This is a genomic window from Streptomyces sp. KL109B (genome assembly GCF_030766935.1).
GTDB lineage: Bacteria > Actinomycetota > Actinomycetes > Streptomycetales > Streptomycetaceae > Streptomyces.
The window spans coordinates 925,782-943,440 of sequence record NZ_JASERL010000002.1 but is presented as its reverse complement, the minus strand read 5'-3'; the positions used below and the strand labels follow the sequence as shown (position 1 = coordinate 943,440).

Below are 17,659 nucleotides of genomic sequence, written 5' to 3'. Positions count from 1 at the left end.
ACGGTACGTGGTCCTCCGCACCTAAACTGAACGCGTGAACGGCGACTGGCTGATCAGCGGACGCGACGGCGCCCTGTCCGCATACGCGTACGCCCCCGAAGAAGACGCGGTCGTATGCCGCGCCGAGCGCTACCCCGAAGGCCCCTGGTCCCCACCCCACACGGTCGGCGGCGACCAACGCGTCCACCCGGACCTCGCCCTCGCCCGCAGCGCCGAGGGCTACGCCCACCTCGTCACCTGGCGCCCCACCGTCCCCGGCGAATCGGGACTGGTCCACTCGACGCACTACCAACCGCGCCTCTCCGCCCTCGACTGGACCCCCATCGGCCACCCGAACAAGAAGGGCGACCGCACGGGCCCGCCCGCCGTCGCCGTCGACGCGCAGGGCCGCGCCCACGTCTTCGTACGCAACAACGGCGGCGGGGTCAGCCTGCGCATGCAGGAGGAGTTGGGTGGCTGGGGGCCGTGGCGGGACCTCAAGGGGGCGGGCGTACAGGGCGAACTCGCCGCGGTGACCGGGGAGTCGGGCCTGATCACCCTCTACGCCGCGACCGCGGACGGCATCCTGCGCTGGCGCCAGCAGAAGCCCGGCGCGCCGTTGACCCGGGACGAGAAGCCGCAACCGGCGTCCCCCCTCCCGCACACCCTCCGCGCCCTGGCCACCTCCCCGGACCACACGACCCTCCTCTACGTCGACGAGGACGGCGGCCTGTACGCGTGGCGCGGCGACGCCGGCCCGGTCTGCCTCGTCGCGGCGGCGGGCGACGGCCCCCTGACGGCGCTGCGCTGTCAACTGGACGACGTGGACTGTACGTTGATCGCCCAGCGCGATGCCGACGGCCGCGTCGCCTTCGCCGCGTACCCCACGGAGCTGGAGAGCGCGGGCGCCGGGTGGACCCGGTCCGGCGACCCGCTCCCACCGGACGCCCGCATCGGCCTGGCCGAGGACGCCGCGGGCCGCGTCGTCGCGGCGGCCCACGTCCCCGGCACCCCCGACCACATGCTCCTCGCGCGCCGAAAGGGCGAGCCGGGCCTGGCACTTGAGGCGTGGAGCCGGGTGTTCTAGTGGTAGCCCCCGCTCCCTCCGTTCACCACGAACCGAGGAGCAGGGTGCGCGGGGCGAAGCCGTCCGTGGTGGCGATCGTGCCGTCCGCCGCCCAGAACCACAGCTCGTCGGTGGCGCGGGCGCGGCCGACGAGGTCGTCCCGGCCGTCACCGTTCAGGTCGGTCGCGGCGAGGTCGGTGAAGTTCCCCCACCCGGAGCCGACGAGCTCCGGCGTCCCGAACAGGGCGGGCGCGGCGGAGCCGAGGCCGGGCCAGTACCGCAGCTGATCGGTGCGGGTGTCACGGGCGACCAGGTCGGCCGTGCCGTTCCCGTCGAGGTCGCCTGCGGCCAGGTCGCCGAGGTCCGTCCAGTCCCCGGCCACCTCCACAGGGGCGGCGAACCCGGACGTCGTGGCGCTCGTCGTGCCGCTGCCGGCCCAGAAGAACAGCTTGCCGGTGGCCGTCTCCCGTGCGAGGAGGTCGTCGTGCCCGTCGCCGTCGAAGTCGCCGCCGACGGTGTCGCCGAACCGCTGCCAGTCGGCGGCGACCTGGGTGTGCGCGGCGAGCCCGTCCCCCGCGCCTGCCGCCCCCGAGGTGCCTTCGCCGGCCCAGAACTCCAAGGACCCGGTGGCGACACCGCGTCCGACGACGTCCGTGCGACCGTCGTCGTCGAAGTCGCCGGTCGCGAAGTCCGTGTAGTTCTCCCAGGCGTTGCCCAGCACCGTGGGCGCGGCGAGCCCGGAGTCGCCGACGGTCGTGGTGCCGTCGCCGGCCCAGTAGGTGAGGTCGCCGCCCTGCGCGGTGCGGGCCAGGACGTCGTGGTGGCCGTCGTGGTTGAAGTCGCCCGTGAAGCCGTCGACGTACCGCGCGGGGATCAGGCCGAGGGACGCCTTCAGCATGGCGTGGTCGGACTCCGCGAACGCCGTGGTCGTCAGGGAGGGCGCGGTGAAATGCCTGCGGTCGGCGAAGACGTAGTCGATCTTGCGGGCGTCCGACGTCGTCGGCGCACCGTTGCGGCAGCGCACCACTCCCGGCGCGGTGCAGGTCACTCCGCCGGTACTGCCCTGCGTGAACCAGGCGGGGTTCGACTCGTCCGCCTCCAGGAAACGGCCCGTGGGCTGCGCCGAGCCGTCCTTGCCGCTGTGCGTGTGGTCGTAGAGGTGCGCGAGGGCGGCCTCGTTCGGCTGCAGATTCAGATCGGCGCCCAGTACGACGGGCGTGTTCACGGGGAACAGAGCCGGGTCGGCCACCCACCCCGCGATCTCCTGAAGCTGCCTCGGTTCCTTCGCGTAGGTGTGCGCGGTGCACGCCTTCAACGGCCGGTCGGCGAACGAGGTGTTGGCGCAGAGCATGCCCCGCTTCACCTGCACGGTGCGCCCGTCGTTGGTGTAGGTCTCGCCTCCCGTGTTGACGAAGGCGTGGTACTCCTGGATGTCGTCGGGAACGTTCTGCCGGCTCAACACGGCCGAACCGAAACGCTTGTCCGAGCCGCAGTTGACGACGTTGTCCTGGGAGGACGCGTACGTCCCGTCCATGGTCCACCCTGCCTGCGTCAACTGCGCCTTGAGGGCCGCGTATTGGGACAGGCAGATCTCATCGATGGTGAGGACGTCGGCCCGGTACGCCGCCGCTTCCCCGACCAGGCGGGCGACGGAGGTGCCCGCGCCCGTTCCTCCCTGGTTGTTCGCGCAGGAGTAGGACGCTCCGCACAAGTTGTAGTGGATGACCTTGAGTTGGGGCGCCGGGGTGCCTGCCTGGGCGGTGCCTGAACAGGTCAGGGCGGCGACGAGGGCCAGCGCCGACACGGCGGCGCGGGCGATCAATTTCTTCACGGGTCGAAGTATGTGTCGATCTCGTGGACGCAATGCAAGATGATGCCCACATGTTCTCCACATCCACATCCACATCGACACCCACATCGACACCCACACCCACACCCACACCCGCACCCGCATCTCGCGCATGTCGCGGCGCGAGAGCCGCGCTGGCCGTCCTCGCCCTGCTGCTGTGCGCGTCCCTCACGCCCGCCACAACCGCTGCGGCGGCGCCGACGGCGCTCGCCACGGGACCGGTCTTCAACGACCCGACGGGCGACACCGCCGCGCAGAACGCGATCCTGAAGAAGATGGGAGCCCTGGTCGACGGGGCTCCCGCGGGCGCGGACATCCGGATGTCCATGTACCTCATGTGGTCGCAGTGGCTGGCGGACAAGCTGGTCGCCGCCGAACAGCGTGGCGTGTCGGTCCAGTTGATCGGTGACTCGGACAGCGTCAGCACGGGCTACAGCTCGCTGCGCGGCGCGCTGGGAACGGACACCGGCGCCGACTCCTGGGTGCTCACCTGCCCCCAGGACTCGGCGTGCCTGTCCGCCGACCCGACCCCGGACGACGCGAACGCCACCGTCAACCACAACAAGTACCTGCTGGTGAGCGAGACCACCGGCGGCACGGACACCCTCGCCCACGACGTCGTGCTGCAGACGTCGGCCAACCTCACGGCCGACGACCTCCAAGTCGCCTGGAACGACGCCCTGGTGGTCGTGGGGAACAGCGCCCTGTACCAGGCGTACGCCGACTACTTCGAGGACCAGCGCGCCGCGGGCAGCGGCGAGAAGCCCCAGGTCGCCGACTACCCCGTGGCCACGCAGGCGGGCGCCGCCAAGCTGTACCTGTTCCCGCGGGCGACCGCGGACCCGGTCCTCGACATCCTCAACACCGTGGACAACCCGGTCGGCACGAACGCGGTCTGCCACGGCAACTCCTCCGGCTACGGCACCACCGACGGCCGCACCGTGATCCGCCTGGCCATGCACCAGATCACCCGCCCCGCCGTCGCCAGGAAACTGTGGGAGCTGGACAACGCGGGCTGCTACGTCGACATCGTGTACCACTACCTCGACGAGATGTTCTCCGGCGAGGTGGCCGCGCAACTGACCGCCCCGACCGCGTACGGCGGCATCACGCTCCACCGGTCGGACGAGGCCACCGACGGAACGTACACGCACAGCAAGTACCTCCTGGTGGAGGGCACTTACCTGGGCCGGGCCGACCAGAAGCTCGTCTGGACCGGCAGCCACACGTACACGCGGAGCGCCCTCCAGGGCAACGACGAGGCGCTCCTCAAGTACGACGACGCCACGATCCACGACGCCTACCGCCTCAACTTCTGGCACCAGCGCGCCGCGGCCGACACGGTCGCCTGAGGAGAACCTTCATGAATTCGTCCCCCAGACCCCGACGCATCGCCCGCGCACTCGCCGCCCTCCCGCTGTTCCTGGCCGCCTCTTTGCTGGCCGGCTCCACGCCCGGCACCGCGCTCGCGGCCGACGACGGCCGGATGCCGTTGGGCCCGGACAACCTCGTGACCCAGGCCGGCGCGGTCCGCACGCTCGCCTCCGGTGTCACCTACCAGACGTACACGCAGGGTTCGGCTTCCGACCGTTGGACGGTGTGGGCCCGGCAGCAGGGCGGGCCCGAGACCTACGGCAGCAAGGCCGCCGCCGAAGAGTTCGCGGCGCGGCTGGCTGACGAAGGCTTCAGCGGATCCGTCGATACGTTCACCGCCCCGGCCGCCGCCGACACGCCGGGCGGAGTGTTCGGGTACGGGGTACGCGTGGGTTCCTTCGCCGCCGACGGCGAGGCGTCTGCCGAGCGCCTGGCGGGCTGGTTGAAGACGGCGGGCTTCGAATCTCGCGTCATCTATAAGGCCCAGGACGGCAACCCCAGCACCGGCCCCTGGAAGGTTCATGTCGTCCGTGTCGCCCCGACCGCGGACGTGACCTTCAAGGCCGTGCACGGCACCGACGTCTCCACTTCTGAGACCGTGCGGAGCATGGCCGCGGCGCGCGGCGCCCTCGCAGCCGTCAACGGCAGCGAGTTCGACATCCACACGCTTTCCGGGTCCAGATACGAAGGCGTCCCCCAGGGGCTCTACGTTCAGGACAACGTCCTGCTCGGCTCCGCCAACAACGGGCGTACGGCGCTCCTTCTGGAAGGCGCCGGTACCCGGGCGCGGATCGCCGAAGTCACGTCGACCGTGCAGGTCACGGCGCCCAGCGGGGAGGCGCGGGTGCTCGACGGCGTCAACCGGGTGCCCGGCCGGATCCTCGGTTGCGGCGGCGTGGGCGGCGACACGCTCTCCATGAACGGGGTCCTGACGCAGACGGACCGACCGTGGCGCAACCACGTCTGCGGCGACGACAGCGAGATCGTCGTCTTCCGTCCTGAGTGGGGGAGTTCGACCCCGGCTCCCAGCAGTGGCGTGACCAACAGCGTCGACGTCGTCATGAACGGCAACTGGGTCGTCCAGCAGATCCGTCGACCGGCGGGCGGTGCCATTCCGGCCGGCGGGCGCATCCTCCAGGGCATTGGGGAGGGCGCCGACTGGCTGCTCGAACACGCGGAGGTCGGCGCGGTGTTCAAACCGGGCGCCTCGATCAAGGACAGTGCGGGTGTGCCGGTGACGAGCCCGACGCTGTCCGCGGTCGCGGGAGGTGGACCGGCCCTCGTGCGCGACGGCGAGATCTTCCTCAACACCAAGGCGAACGGCATGACGAACTTCTCCTACGGCCCCAACAACACCCTCGCGCAGCGCCACCCGCGCTCAATGGCCGGAGTCACCGCCTCAGGAGACCTACTGCTGGTCACCGTCGATGGCCGCAACCCTGCCGTGAGCGTCGGCGTCTCCTGGCCGGAGGCCGCCGACGTCATGAAGTGGCTGGGCGCCACCGACGCCGTGGGGCTGGGCAGTGGCGGGGACGCGACGATGGTCGTCAACGGTGCACTCGCCAACAGCCCCATGGACGACTGGGGTGCACAGCCTGTCGAGCGCAAGGTCAGCAATGCCGTGGTGATCGTCCCGAAGAGCTGAGCACCGCGCTTTCGAGTTCCCTCTCTTCCACAAGAATGGCTGAACAGCATGCACCTACGAAGATTTGCCAGAGCCGCTCTCGGAGCGCTCGTCCTCGTTCTGGGCCTCACCGCTTCCGCCGATGCCTCGACGACGGCGACGCGCCGACTTCGTCGCAAGATCGACCTCATGTTCGTCCGAGAGGACCGGATCGTCGGTGCCTACTCCGCGGACTCGCTGGCCATCTCCACCGCGTGCACCGGCGTGTCCGCCTGCTCCGATCACCGCATCGTGGTCGGCGCGGTGACGGTTCAGCAGCAGGTCTGACGACGCACGACGAGGGGCCCCCGCCACACGGCGAAGGCCCCTCATGTCTGTCGGCGACAGTGGTTACGCGGGCACGCTCGCCACGCCCGCCTCCAGGAACTTCTTCCCGGTCACCCGCTCCGAGACGCCCTCGCGGTCCAGGTACGGCGTGATACCGCCCAGGTGGAAGGGCCAGCCGGCGCCGGTGATGAGGCAGAGGTCGATGTCCTGGGCCTCGGCGACGACGTTCTCGTCGAGCATCAGGCCGATCTCCTGGGCCACCGCGTCGAGGACGCGGTCGCGGACCTGGTCCTCCGTCAGGACGACGTCGCCCTGCTTCAGCAGCGCCGCGACCTCCGGGTCCAGCTCCGGCTTGCCGGAGTCGTAGACGTAGAAGCCGCGCTTGCCGGCCTTGACGACGGCCGCCAGGTTCGGGGAGACCGTGAAGCGGTCGGGGAACGCGGCGTTCAGGGTCTCGGAGACGTGCAGGCCGATGGCCGGGCCGACCAGTTCGAGCAGGACCAGCGGGGACATCGGGAGGCCGAGGGGCTCGACGGCCTTCTCGGCCACCGCGACAGGGGTGCCCTCGTCGATGACGTTCTGGATCTCGCCCATGAAGCGGGTCAGGATGCGGTTCACGACGAACGCGGGCGCGTCCTTGACCAGGACGGCCGTCTTCTTGAGCTTCTTCGCGACACCGAACGCCGTCGCCAGCGCCGCGTCGTCCGTCTGCTCGCCGCGCACGATCTCCAGGAGCGGGAGGATCGCGACCGGGTTGAAGAAGTGGAAGCCGACCACGCGCTCCGGGTGCTGGAGCTTCGAGGCCATCTCGGAGACCGAGAGCGAGGAGGTGTTCGTGGCGAGGATCGCGTGCGCGGGGGCCACGGCCTCCACCTCGGCGAACACCTGCTGCTTGACGCCGATCTCCTCGAAGACGGCCTCGATGATGAAGTCGGCGTCCGAGAAGCCCTCCGCCTTGTTCAGGACGCCCGAGACGAGGCCCTTCAGGCGGTTGGCCTTGTCCTGGTTGATGCGGCCCTTGCCGAGGAGCTTGTCGATCTCGGCGTGGACGTAGCCGACACCCTTGTCGACGCGCTCCTGGTCGATGTCCGTGAGGACGACCGGGACCTCCAGGCGGCGCAGGAAGAGCAGGGCCAGCTGCGAGGCCATCAGGCCCGCGCCGACGACGCCGACCTTCGTGACCGGGCGGGCCAGGTTCTTGTCGGGCGCGCCCGCCGGGCGCTTCGCGCGCTTCTGCACCAGGTTGAACGCGTAGATCCCGGACCGCAGTTCGCCGCCCATGATCAGGTCGGCGAGCGCCTGGTCCTCGGCGTCGAAACCGGCCTGCAGGTCACCGGACTTGGCGTTCGCGATGATGTCGAGGGCGCGGTACGCGGCCGGGGCGGCGCCGTGCACCTTGCCGTCGGCGATGAACCTGCCGCGCGCGACGGCCTGGTCCCAGGCCTCGCCGCGGTCCACGTCCGGGCGCTCGACCTTGACGTTCCCGCGCAGCACGTCGGCCGTCCAGATGAGCGACTGCTCCAGGAAGTCGGCGCCCTCGAAGAGCGCGTCGGCGATGCCCAGCTCGTAGACCTGCGCGCCCTTGAGCTGCTTGTTCTGGTTGAGGCTGTTCTCGATGATGACCGAGACGGCCTTGTCCGCGCCGATCAGGTTCGGGAGCAGCGCGCAGCCGCCCCAGCCCGGCACCAGGCCGAGGAAGACCTCGGGGAGCGAGAACGCAGGAAGGGCCTTCGAGACCGTCCGGTACGTGCAGTGGAGACCGACCTCTACGCCGCCGCCCATGGCCGCGCCGTTGTAGTACGCGAAGGTCGGGACCGCGAGGGCCGACAGGCGCTTGAAGACCTCGTGGCCGCCCTTGCCGATGGCCAGCGCGTCCTCGTGCCGCTTCAGCAGCTCTACGCCCTTGAGGTCGGCGCCGACCGCGAAGATGAACGGCTTGCCGGTGACGCCGACACCGACGATGTCGCCCTCGGCGGCCTCCTTCTCGACCTGGTCGATCGCCGCGTTCAGGTTGGCGAGGGAGGCCGGGCCGAAGGTGGTCGGCTTCGTGTGGTCCAGGCCGTTGTCCAGCGTGATGAGGGCGAACTTGCCCGCGCCGTACGGGAGATCGAGGTGGCGTACGTGCGCCGACGTCACGACCTCGTCCTCGAAGAGGGCCGACGCGCCCTTCAGGAGCTCAGCGGTGGTGGTGGTGCTCACTTGTCGCCTCCGGCGTCCTTGTGGTGCGGGTTCTCCCAGATGACCGTGGCGCCCATGCCGAAGCCGACACACATGGTCGTGAGGCCGTAGCGGACCTCCGGCTGCTCCTCGAACTGGCGGGCCAGCTGCGTCATCAGGCGGACGCCGGAGGAGGCGAGCGGGTGGCCGTACGCGATGGCGCCGCCGTACTGGTTGACGCGCGCGTCGTCGTCGGCGATGCCGTAGTGGTCGAGGAAGGCGAGGACCTGGATGGCGAAGGCCTCGTTGATCTCGAAGAGGTTGATGTCCTCGATGCCGAGGCCGGCCTTGGCGAGGGCCTTCTCCGTGGCCGGGATCGGACCGTAGCCCATGACCTCCGGCTCCACGCCCGCGAAGGCGTACGACACGAGGCGCATCTTCACCGGGAGGTTGTTCTCCCGGGCGAAGTCCTCGCTCGCGATGATCGAGGCGGTGGCGCCGTCGTTGAGACCGGCGGCGTTGCCCGCGGTGACGCGGCCGTGCGTACGGAAGGGGGTCTTGAGACCGGAGAGGTTCTCAAGCGTGGTCCCCGGACGCATCGGCTCGTCGGCGGTGACGAGACCCCAACCGGTCTCGCCCACCTCGGAGTTGGTGTTGCGCACGGAGATCGGCACCAGATCCTGCTGGATCTTCCCGTTCGCGTACGCCTTCGCCGCCTTCTCCTGGGAGGCGACGGCGTACTTGTCCGTGCGCTCCTTGGTGATGTGCGGGTAGCGGTCGTGCAGGTTCTCGGCGGTCATGCCCATGAACAGGGCGGACTCGTCGACCAGCTTCTCCGATACGAAGCGGGGGTTGGGGTCGACCGCCTCGCCCATGGGGTGGCGGCCCATGTGCTCGACACCGCCCGCGATGACGGCGTCGTACGCGCCGAAGGCGATGGAGCCGGCCGTCGTGGTCACGGCCGTGAGGGCGCCCGCACACATGCGGTCGATCGAGTAGCCGGGGACCGACTGCGGCAGACCGGCGAGGATGCCGGCCGTCCGCCCGAGGGTCAGACCCTGGTCACCGATCTGCGTGGTCGCGGCGATGGCGACCTCGTCGATGGTGGCCGGGTCCAGGTTCGGGTTGCGGCGCAGCAGCTCCCGGATGGACTTGACGACCAGGTCGTCGGCGCGGGTCTCGTGGTAGATGCCCTTCGGGCCCGCCTTGCCGAACGGGGTGCGGACGCCGTCGACGAAGACGACGTCCCTGACGGTACGAGGCACGATGGCTCTCCTCCAGGTGCGGGAATGCGCTGCCGCGCGGCGCGGGCGTCCGGTACGGGTCCGTTTTCGGGTACGCGGACGGCGCGCTGCGAATACCGCCATGCTACTTGCGGGTAACCAAGTCTTGAAGCCCCCCTGGCGGGAGCGGCGAAGGTCACATTTGTGGGGGCGGGTGGGGTGGGTCGGCGGTGAGCCGGGGCGCGCCCGCTGCCGGGGCCGGGTGCGGGGGTGCAGGGGTGCCGGGGTGGGAGTGCCGGGGTGTGGCGGGCTGTGTGGGGCGGGCCTCTGCCGGGGTGCGGTGGGGTGGGGCGGTGTGGGTGTTGGCCGCACGCCCGAGTGGCCGCGCCGGCTCCCCCGCCCACCTCCCACCCACCCGCCCCCTCCGGGGGCGTCGGACCCCGGGCGTGGCGGACCGCCGGAGGCTAGTGAGGGTGGTCGTCGCGGTGGGCAGCGCCCCCTCCGGGGAGGCGGATCACGCAGGGGGTGGGTGCGTCCACTGTGGGGTGGCTGGCGACGGGTTCCGGTGGTGGTTGCGAGAGGCGCCAGCGATGTCGGCCCGCAAGGGGAACCGTTCCCGGTGGTGGGCCGGTCTCGGTGTGAGCAGCGCCGGGGCGGCCGGTCCCAGTGGGGCACCGTCCTCGGTGTGAGCAGTGCTGGGGAGGTCGACGGCCCCGTCCGGGCGGCACCACTTCGGGCCGAAGCCCCTGGAGGGGGTGGGAGCGGCGGCGCCCCTCAGTACCGAACCGAGGGGCGCCGCCCCACCCAGAAAGCCCCGGCCCCGCCCCCGCAACCACACACGGCCTCCGCAACCACACCGCCCGCCCCGCCCGGAGGGCTCAGGCGCCGCTGGACATCGCCGGCACCAGCACCGGCGTGACCTGTTCCACCTGCCAGCGCCGCGCCCCGTGCGCGGTCAAGGCGTCCGCCACGGACTCCGTGTCGATGGACGCCGGAGGCTCCCAGCACACCCGGCGCACGGTGTCCGGCGTGATCAGGTTCTCCTGGGGCATGGACAGCGTCTCGGCCAGCGCCGAGACCGCCGCCCGCGCCGCGGAGAGGCGGGCCGCGGCGGCCGGGTCCTTGTCGGCCCAGGCGCGTGGCGGCGGCGGACCGGTAGTGGGCTGGCCGGGCTGGGGCAGTTCGGAGTCCGGGAGGGCCTTGGCCCGGTCGACCGCCGCCTGCCACTGTTCGAGCTGGCGCCGCCCCATGCGGTGGCCGAAGCCGGGGAGGCCGGACAGCGCGTGCACGTTGGGCGGCAGCGCGAGCGCGGCCTCGACGATCGCCGCGTCACCGAGCACCTTGCCCGGCGACACGTCCCGCCGCTGCGCGACCTGGTCGCGGGCCGTCCACAGCTCGCGTACGACAGCCATCTGGCGACGACGGCGCACCTTGTGCATGCCGGAGGTGCGGCGCCACGGATCCTTGCGTGGCGGCGCGGGCGGGGCCGAGGCGATCGCGTCGAACTCCTGCTGCGCCCAGTCGAGCTTGCCCTGGCGGTCGAGCTCCTTCTCAAGCGCGTCGCGCAGGTCCACCAGCAGTTCGACGTCGAGCGCGGCGTAGCGCAGCCAGGGCTCGGGCAGTGGCCGCGTCGACCAGTCGACGGCGGAGTGCCCCTTCTCCAGTACGTAGCCGAGCACGTTCTCGACCATCGCGCCGAGGCCGACCCGCGGGAAGCCCGCGAGCCGCCCGGCCAGCTCGGTGTCGAAGAGCCGCGCGGGCCGCATGCCTATGTCGCGCAGGCACGGCAGGTCCTGGGTCGCCGCGTGCAGGTCCCATTCGGCGTCGGCGAGCACGTCGCCGAGCGCGGAGAGGTCAGGGCAGGCGACCGGGTCGATGAGCGCGGTGCCCGCGCCCTCGCGGCGCAGCTGCACCAGATAGGCGCGCTGCCCGTAGCGGTAGCCGGACGCGCGCTCGGCGTCGACGGCGACGGGGCCCGTGCCGGAGGCGAAGGCGGCGACGACATCGGCGAGCGAGGCCTCGTCGGCGATCACCGGCGGGATGCCCTCGCGCGGTTCGAGGAGAGGGGTGGGCGGGGTGGGCGCACCGTTGACTGAACCAACAGATCCTTCAGCAGAAGATCCGCCGTCGTCCGGAGGGGCGCCTCCGGTGGTGCGCAGTGAACTGTCTGCTGCGGTCTCTTGGGCGTCGGTCACCTGTCAAGAGTATCTGTGAACGCACGGCGCCCGTCGACGGAACGTTCCGTCGACGGGCGCCGTGCCGGAGTAAACCGGTTGATTCCGGCCACTGGCCGATCACTGGATGGGCATCAGCCGTGGACGCCGGTCAGTGAATGATGCCGGTGCGCAGCGCCACCGCCACCATCCCGGCCCGGTCGCCCGTGCCGAGCTTGCGCGCGATGCGGGCGAGGTGGCTCTTGACGGTCAGCGCGGACAGGCCCATGGAGACGCCGATCGCCTTGTTCGACTGGCCTTCGGCGACGAGCCGGAGCACCTCCACTTCACGGCCTGACAGTTCGCGGTAGCCGCCCGGGTGGCTCGGGGCGCCCGGGGGGCGGCGGTGCATACGGGCGGCCGCGGCGCCGATGGGGGCGGCGCCGGGGCGGGTGGGCAGGCCGACGTTCGTACGGGTGCCGGTGACGACGTAGCCCTTGACGCCGCCCGCGAGGGCGTTGCGTACGGCGCCGATGTCGTCGGCGGCGGAGAGGGCGAGCCCGTTGGGCCAGCCCGCGGCGCGGGTCTCGGAGAGGAGCGTGAGCCCCGAGCCGTCGGGGAGATGGACGTCGGCGACACAGATGTCGCGGGGGTTGCCGATGCGGGGACGAGCCTCCGCGACGGACGAGGCCTCGATCACGTCACGTACACCGAGGGCCCACAGGTGGCGGGTCACGGTGGAACGGACGCGGGGGTCGGCCACGACCACCATCGCGGTCGGCTTGTTCGGGCGGTAGGCGACCAGGCTTGAGGGCTGCTCGAGGAGAACGGACACCAGGCCTCCTGGGGTGCGGGACGGAGCCGGCTCGGGGATGAAGCCGGGAGGAACCGTGCTTTCAAGGTCACAGCAACCTTCGGCAGCAAACCCGCCCGCCTTTAGAGAATGATCACGATCTGGTGAGTAACAATCAGCGCAATTCGGACACGGTAGCGATCATTCGAAAGGGTGCCGAATAGTCACGAGCCGACTCCAAGCGAACCGATTCGAAACGACCCGAAACCCGGGACGCGAATCGGCCGCGCCGGAGGCACTCCGACGCGGCCGAAAACAGACGTGTTCAGGGACGTATTCAGGAAGGTTGCGGACCCCGCCGCTGCGGCAGCGTCACCACCGCGCCGTCCGGACCCTGCGGCCCCGCCGCCACCGGCGGCAGACCCGCGATCTGGCACAGCACCTCGCACCACGCCGCGAGATGCGCGGCCGTGTCCGGTACGCCGCCCAGGCCTTCGCGCGGCGTCCACGACGCCCGGATCTCGATCTGTGAGGCGGGCGCCCGGTCGCCGAGCCCGCCGAAGTAGTGCGAACTCGCGCGCGTGACCGTGCCCGAAGGCTCTCCGTAGGACAGGCCCCGGGCCTGCAGCGCGCCCGTCAGCCACGACCAGGAGACGTCGGGGAGGAGGGGGTCGGCCGCCATCTCCGGTTCGAGTTCGGCCCGTACGAGGGTGACGAGGCGGAACGTGCCGTGCCACGCGTCGTGGCCCGCCGGATCGTGCAGCAGGACGAGCCGGCCGTCGGCCAGGTCCTCTTCGCCGTCGACGACCGCGGCCTCAAGCGCGTACGAGAAGGGTGCCAGGCGCTGTGGCGGCCGGGTCGGATCGATCTCGATCTCCGGGCGGAGCCGCGCGGACCGCAGGGCGTCGACCGCCGTGCGGAAGGCGGGCGGGGTGGGGTCGTGCTCCTGTGCAGCGTTCATGTCCCGAGCGTTCTGCCCCTCCCGCACCGATTCACTCATCCCGCCTGTCTCGTTGTGGTCGTCGCGCCCGTCGTCCGACCGTCGTCCCTGAGCCGCAGCCATGCCGGGAAGGTTAAGGGGAAGGAGCCCCGCGCGCGGGGAAGGACACCCCTCGGGGACACCCCTTCCCCATGTACTTCACAGGCGGCCTCGCGGGCGTGCGAGACTTTTGGGCGTGAGTGCCAACACCGAGGCCACGGGCCAGCAGCCGTCAGCGACGTACGAACCCATGAAGGCGACGCGGGATTCCGCCTTTCTCAAGGCGTGCAGGCGCGAGCCCGTGCCGCACACGCCGGTGTGGTTCATGCGCCAGGCGGGTCGCTCGCTGCCCGAGTACCGCAAGGTGCGCGAGGGCATCGCGATGCTGGACTCCTGCATGCGGCCCGATCTCGTCGCCGAGATCACGATGCAGCCGGTGCGCCGCCACAATGTGGACGCCGCCATCTACTTCAGCGACATCGTCGTCCCGCTGAAGGCCATCGGCATCGACCTCGACATCAAGCCCGGTGTGGGCCCCGTCGTCGCGAACCCGATCCGCTCGCGCGCCGACCTCGCGCAGCTGCGGGACCTCACTCCCGAGGACGTCTGGTACGTCACCGAGGCCATGGGGCTGCTCACCGCCGAGCTCGGCGAGAAGCCGCTGATCGGCTTCGCGGGTGCCCCGTTCACGCTCGCCAGCTACCTCATCGAGGGCGGCCCGTCCCGCAACCACGAGCACACCAAGGCGCTCATGTACGGCGACCCGCAGCTGTGGGCCGACCTGCTGGACCGGCTCGCCGAGATCACTTCGGCGTTTCTGAAGGTGCAGATCGAGGCCGGCGCGAGCGCGGTGCAGCTGTTCGACTCTTGGGTGGGGGCGCTCGCGCCCGCCGACTACCGGCGCTCCGTCATGCCCGCCTCGGAGAAGGTCTTCCGGGCCGTCGAGGGGTACGGGGTGCCGCGTATCCACTTCGGTGTGGGTACGGGTGAGCTGCTCGGGCTCATGGGTGAGGCGGGCGCGGACGTCGTCGGCGTCGACTGGCGGGTGCCGCTCGACGAGGCCGTGCGCCGCGTCGGCCCCGGCAAGGCGCTCCAGGGCAACCTCGACCCGGCCACCCTCTTCTCCACGCGCGAGGCCGTCGAGACGAAGGCCCGCGAGGTGCTCGACGCCGCCTCCGGCCTTGAGGGCCACGTCTTCAACCTCGGGCACGGCGTGCCGCCGAACACCGACCCGGACGCGCTGACCCGCCTTGTCGAGTACGTGCACACGCAGACCGCCAAGTAGTCCGCCGCGGTGCATTGATGCGGGCCGCGTCCGCACGGCGTCTTCGGAATCGCCGAAGGGGCCCTGTGGAAAGCGGCCATTGTTCGCGCCCGTCACCTCCGATTGCCTGAGCGGTGCGCCACCGGGACCGGTGGCGCGGGACCGTGGAGGTGGACGTGACCGCGCATGCAGCGTCGCAGGCGGCGGCCGGAACCGGAACCGGGGACGGGGACGGGGACGGGGCGGCGAACGCGAAGGCGAAGGTGTCCGCGAAGGACTGGTGGATCATCGGCCTGCTGCTGGCCTTCTTCACCCTCAACTTCGCCGACAAGGCGGCCATCGGGCTCGCCGCCCCCGACCTCGAGAAGGATCTCGGGCTCACCGCCGCCCAGTACGGCCTGATGTCGAGCGCCTTCTTCTGGCTGTTCGCGGCCGGCGCGGTCGTCCTCGCGCTGTTCTTCCGGCGGATCGGCTGGCGCTGGTCGGCGGCCGGGCTGATGGTCGCGTGGGTGGCCAGCATGGCGCCGCTGACCGTGCCCACCACGGTCGGCGTGGTGATCGCGTCGCGGATGGTGCTCGGGTTCTTCGAAGGTCCGGCGCACGCGCTGTGCCAGTCCGTCGTGGCGGACCGGTTTCCGTCCGAGCGGCGGGCGTTCGCGGGCGCGGTTGTCAACGCCGGTTCGTCCGTGGGGCCGTTGGTCGCCACGCCGGTGCTTACGTGGGTCATCGTCACGTGGACGTGGCATGCGGCGTTCGTGGTGCTGGTTGTGGTCGGGGCCGTGTGGGCCGTGCTGTGGCTGGTCGTGACACGGCGGGAGCCGGGGACGAGGTCGCGGGGCTCTGCCCCCGACCCCGCGCCTCAAGCGCCGGCGGGGCTTGATCGGGACATCGACGTACCGCTCACCTCGCTCCTGCGCACCGGGAGCTTCTGGGGCCTGGCCCTGCTCTCCTTCGCCGGGTACCTCATCTCCTCGCTCAAGGTGTCCTGGCTGCCGTCGTTCCTGCACGACGGGATGGGTTACTCGCGCGGCACCGTAGGGCTGCTCGCGACGCTGCCGTACGGGCTCGCGATCGTCGTGCTGCTCACGGCCGGACTGGTCTCGGGGCGGATGCTGAAGGCCGGGCGGTCGGCGTGGGCCGCGCGCGGGCTGCTCACCATGGGGTATCTGTGCTTCGCCGGTGTCGCCATGATCGCGTTCACGCAGGTGCCGCCGGGCGGGCTCCAACTGGCGCTCGTGGTCGCCGCGTTCTCCATCAACAGCGTGGCGTTCTCCGTCGCCTTCGCGGGCGCCGCGGACTTCCTGCCGCGCCGGCACCGGCCCGGTTTCTTCGGGTGCGTCATCGCCGCGTACAGCGTCGCGGGGATCGTGGCGCCGTGGCTGCTCGGCGTGATCGTGGACGCCGCCGACACCGTTTCGCAGGGGTACGCCGACGGGTTCCTGGTCGTCGGGATCACCATCTGCGTCTTCGCCGTGGCCGGTGGGCTGCTCCTGAACCCGGCGCGCTCGCGCGCGGCGCTGCTGGCCGAGACCGCGCGACGCGGGGCGGCGGCCGTGGAGGTGACCCGATGAGCGCGGGACGCCGTCCGCTGGACGGGCTGCGGGTGCTCGACTTCGGGCAGTACATCGCCGCGCCCGGCGCCGGACAGAACCTCGCCGATCTCGGCGCCGACGTCATCAAGGTGGAGCCGCTCGCGGGCGATCAGGCGCGGCGCATCGGGCCGTTCGGGGCGGCGATGGTGCGCGCCAACAACCGGGGCAAGCGGAGCGTCGCGATCGATCTGCGCGCCGCCGAGGGGCAGGCGGTGATCCGTGAGCTGGTGGGCACGGCCGACGTGCTGCTGCACAACTTCCGGCACGGCGTGAGCGAACGCCTCGGACTCGACGCCGATACGTTGCGGGGGCGCCACCCGCGCCTCGTGTACGGGTTCGTCACCGGGTTCGGTACGCGGGGGCCCTCGGCGTACCGGGTGGGCCTTGACATCGCGGCGCAGGCGGAGTTCGCCGTCATGGACCTCACCGGGGCGGCGGACGGGGATCCGCAGCGGGTGGGGTTCGCGGTGGCGGACGTGCTGGCGGCGCAGGCGCTCACGTCGGGGGTGCTGGCGGCGCTGCTCCAGCGTGCGAGTGCGGGGCGCGGGGATGTGGTGGAGACCTCCCTCATGGAGGCTGTGGTGCACGCGCAGGCGTCCACGTGGGCCGAGTACGAGGTGAGCGGGAGCGTGCCGCGGCGGCGGGGGAACGGGCAGGCGCTGGCCGCGCCCGCGGCCGACCTCGTGCGGACGCGGGACGGTGGGGCGCTGGTGCTGTCCGCGTACACGCGGGAGAAGTTCGCGGCGCTGTGCGAGGTGATCGGGCGGCCGGAGCTGGTGGACGATCCGCGGTTCGGGGCGAACGCGGAGCGGGTGGCGCACCGGGGGGAGTTGCTCGGGGTGCTGGGGGAGACGCTGGGGCGGCTCGACCGGGGGGAGGCGTTGGAGCGGTTGCGCTCCGCGGGGATCGTGTGCGGGGCGGTGCGGCGGTTCGACGAGGTGGTCGACGACGCCGATGTGCTGGCGTCCGGGATCGTGGCCCGGTGCGGCGACGGGGGCGCGCCCACCACGGCCTTCTCGCTGGCCGGTGGGCGTCCTACGCGGACGCCGCCCGCGCCCCGCGTGGGGGAGCACACCCTCGACGTCCTCACGGAACTCGGCCGCGGTGAGCGGGAGATCCGCGCCCTGCTCGACGCCTCCGTCATCGCGTCCGCTGCACCGGGGGCCGCCTTGCCCACCCTGCCGCCCAAGGCGGCAGATTGCCCAAGGCGGGGCGGGGCGGGGCGGGGCCGGGCGGGGTGCGGTGGTGCCGGTCGGTGAATCAAGCCCCTCCGGCGATT

The 17,659-nt window shown here is 71.5% G+C and carries 13 protein-coding genes; 7 read left to right on the top strand and 6 right to left on the bottom strand.

Annotated elements, in window-relative coordinates; genetic code table 11:
• Positions 1-34 precede the first annotated feature (34 nt).
• A complete protein-coding gene (locus RBJ65_RS09950) occupies positions 35-1,066 on the top strand; it encodes a hypothetical protein (protein WP_306318268.1) in 1,032 nt (343 codons plus the stop codon).
• A 22-nt stretch (positions 1,067-1,088) separates the two neighbouring features.
• Here the strand turns inward: RBJ65_RS09950 and RBJ65_RS09945 are convergent, their stop codons facing one another.
• Positions 1,089-2,876 carry a VCBS repeat-containing protein gene (locus RBJ65_RS09945; protein WP_306318269.1) on the bottom strand — a complete coding sequence of 596 codons (1,788 nt, stop codon included), beginning with the start codon at positions 2,874-2,876 and terminating at the stop codon, positions 1,089-1,091.
• 50 nt (positions 2,877-2,926) lie between these two features.
• Here RBJ65_RS09945 and RBJ65_RS09940 point away from each other — a divergent pair, with 50 nt between their 5' ends.
• From RBJ65_RS09940 to RBJ65_RS09930, 3 genes are all read left to right on the top strand, one after another.
• The gene (locus tag RBJ65_RS09940) at positions 2,927-4,246 is read left to right on the top strand and encodes a phospholipase D-like domain-containing protein (RefSeq protein WP_306318270.1); all 1,320 of its coding nucleotides are present in this window, start codon (positions 2,927-2,929) and stop codon (positions 4,244-4,246) included.
• A gap of 11 nt (positions 4,247-4,257) precedes the next feature.
• Positions 4,258-5,913 (top strand): phosphodiester glycosidase family protein, encoded by a 1,656-nt coding sequence (locus tag RBJ65_RS09935; protein ID WP_306318271.1) that lies wholly within the window; start codon positions 4,258-4,260, stop codon positions 5,911-5,913.
• A gap of 168 nt (positions 5,914-6,081) precedes the next feature.
• On the top strand, positions 6,082-6,219 hold the full coding sequence (locus tag RBJ65_RS09930) for a hypothetical protein (protein WP_306318272.1): 138 nt from the start codon (positions 6,082-6,084) through the stop codon (positions 6,217-6,219).
• A 63-nt stretch (positions 6,220-6,282) separates the two neighbouring features.
• On the opposite strand, the gene RBJ65_RS09925 is transcribed toward RBJ65_RS09930, so the two are convergent.
• From RBJ65_RS09925 to RBJ65_RS09905, 5 genes are all read right to left on the bottom strand, one after another.
• Positions 6,283-8,418 carry a 3-hydroxyacyl-CoA dehydrogenase NAD-binding domain-containing protein gene (locus RBJ65_RS09925; protein ID WP_306318273.1) on the bottom strand — a complete coding sequence of 712 codons (2,136 nt, stop codon included), beginning with the start codon at positions 8,416-8,418 and terminating at the stop codon, positions 6,283-6,285.
• Positions 8,415-9,641, bottom strand: a complete 1,227-nt coding sequence (locus RBJ65_RS09920; protein ID WP_306318274.1) for an acetyl-CoA C-acyltransferase — start codon at positions 9,639-9,641, stop codon at positions 8,415-8,417. The genes RBJ65_RS09925 and RBJ65_RS09920 overlap by 4 nt, the downstream gene beginning before the upstream one ends.
• An 836-nt stretch (positions 9,642-10,477) precedes the next feature.
• Positions 10,478-11,794 carry an HRDC domain-containing protein gene (locus RBJ65_RS09915; RefSeq protein ID WP_306318275.1) on the bottom strand — a complete coding sequence of 439 codons (1,317 nt, stop codon included), beginning with the start codon at positions 11,792-11,794 and terminating at the stop codon, positions 10,478-10,480.
• 130 nt (positions 11,795-11,924) lie between these two features.
• Complete coding sequence (locus RBJ65_RS09910; protein WP_164301513.1) at positions 11,925-12,587, bottom strand: response regulator transcription factor; 663 nt, start codon at positions 12,585-12,587, stop codon at positions 11,925-11,927.
• A gap of 295 nt (positions 12,588-12,882) precedes the next feature.
• Entirely contained in the window at positions 12,883-13,608 is a 726-nt protein-coding gene (locus RBJ65_RS09905; RefSeq protein WP_372341235.1) for a DUF3000 domain-containing protein, read from the bottom strand.
• A 112-nt stretch (positions 13,609-13,720) separates the two neighbouring features.
• Between RBJ65_RS09905 and hemE the strand changes: the two genes are divergently transcribed.
• The 3 genes from hemE to RBJ65_RS09890 all read left to right on the top strand — a co-directional run bounded on the left by hemE (position 13,721) and on the right by RBJ65_RS09890 (position 17,639).
• Complete coding sequence (gene hemE, locus RBJ65_RS09900; protein ID WP_306318277.1) at positions 13,721-14,809, top strand: uroporphyrinogen decarboxylase; 1,089 nt, start codon at positions 13,721-13,723, stop codon at positions 14,807-14,809.
• 155 nt (positions 14,810-14,964) lie between these two features.
• Positions 14,965-16,359, top strand: coding sequence for an MFS transporter (locus tag RBJ65_RS09895; RefSeq protein ID WP_306318278.1), 1,395 nt, complete (start codon positions 14,965-14,967; stop codon positions 16,357-16,359).
• On the top strand, positions 16,356-17,639 hold the full coding sequence (locus RBJ65_RS09890) for a CaiB/BaiF CoA-transferase family protein (RefSeq protein WP_306318279.1): 1,284 nt from the start codon (positions 16,356-16,358) through the stop codon (positions 17,637-17,639). The genes RBJ65_RS09895 and RBJ65_RS09890 overlap by 4 nt, the downstream gene beginning before the upstream one ends.
• The last annotated feature ends 20 nt before the right edge of the window (positions 17,640-17,659 follow it).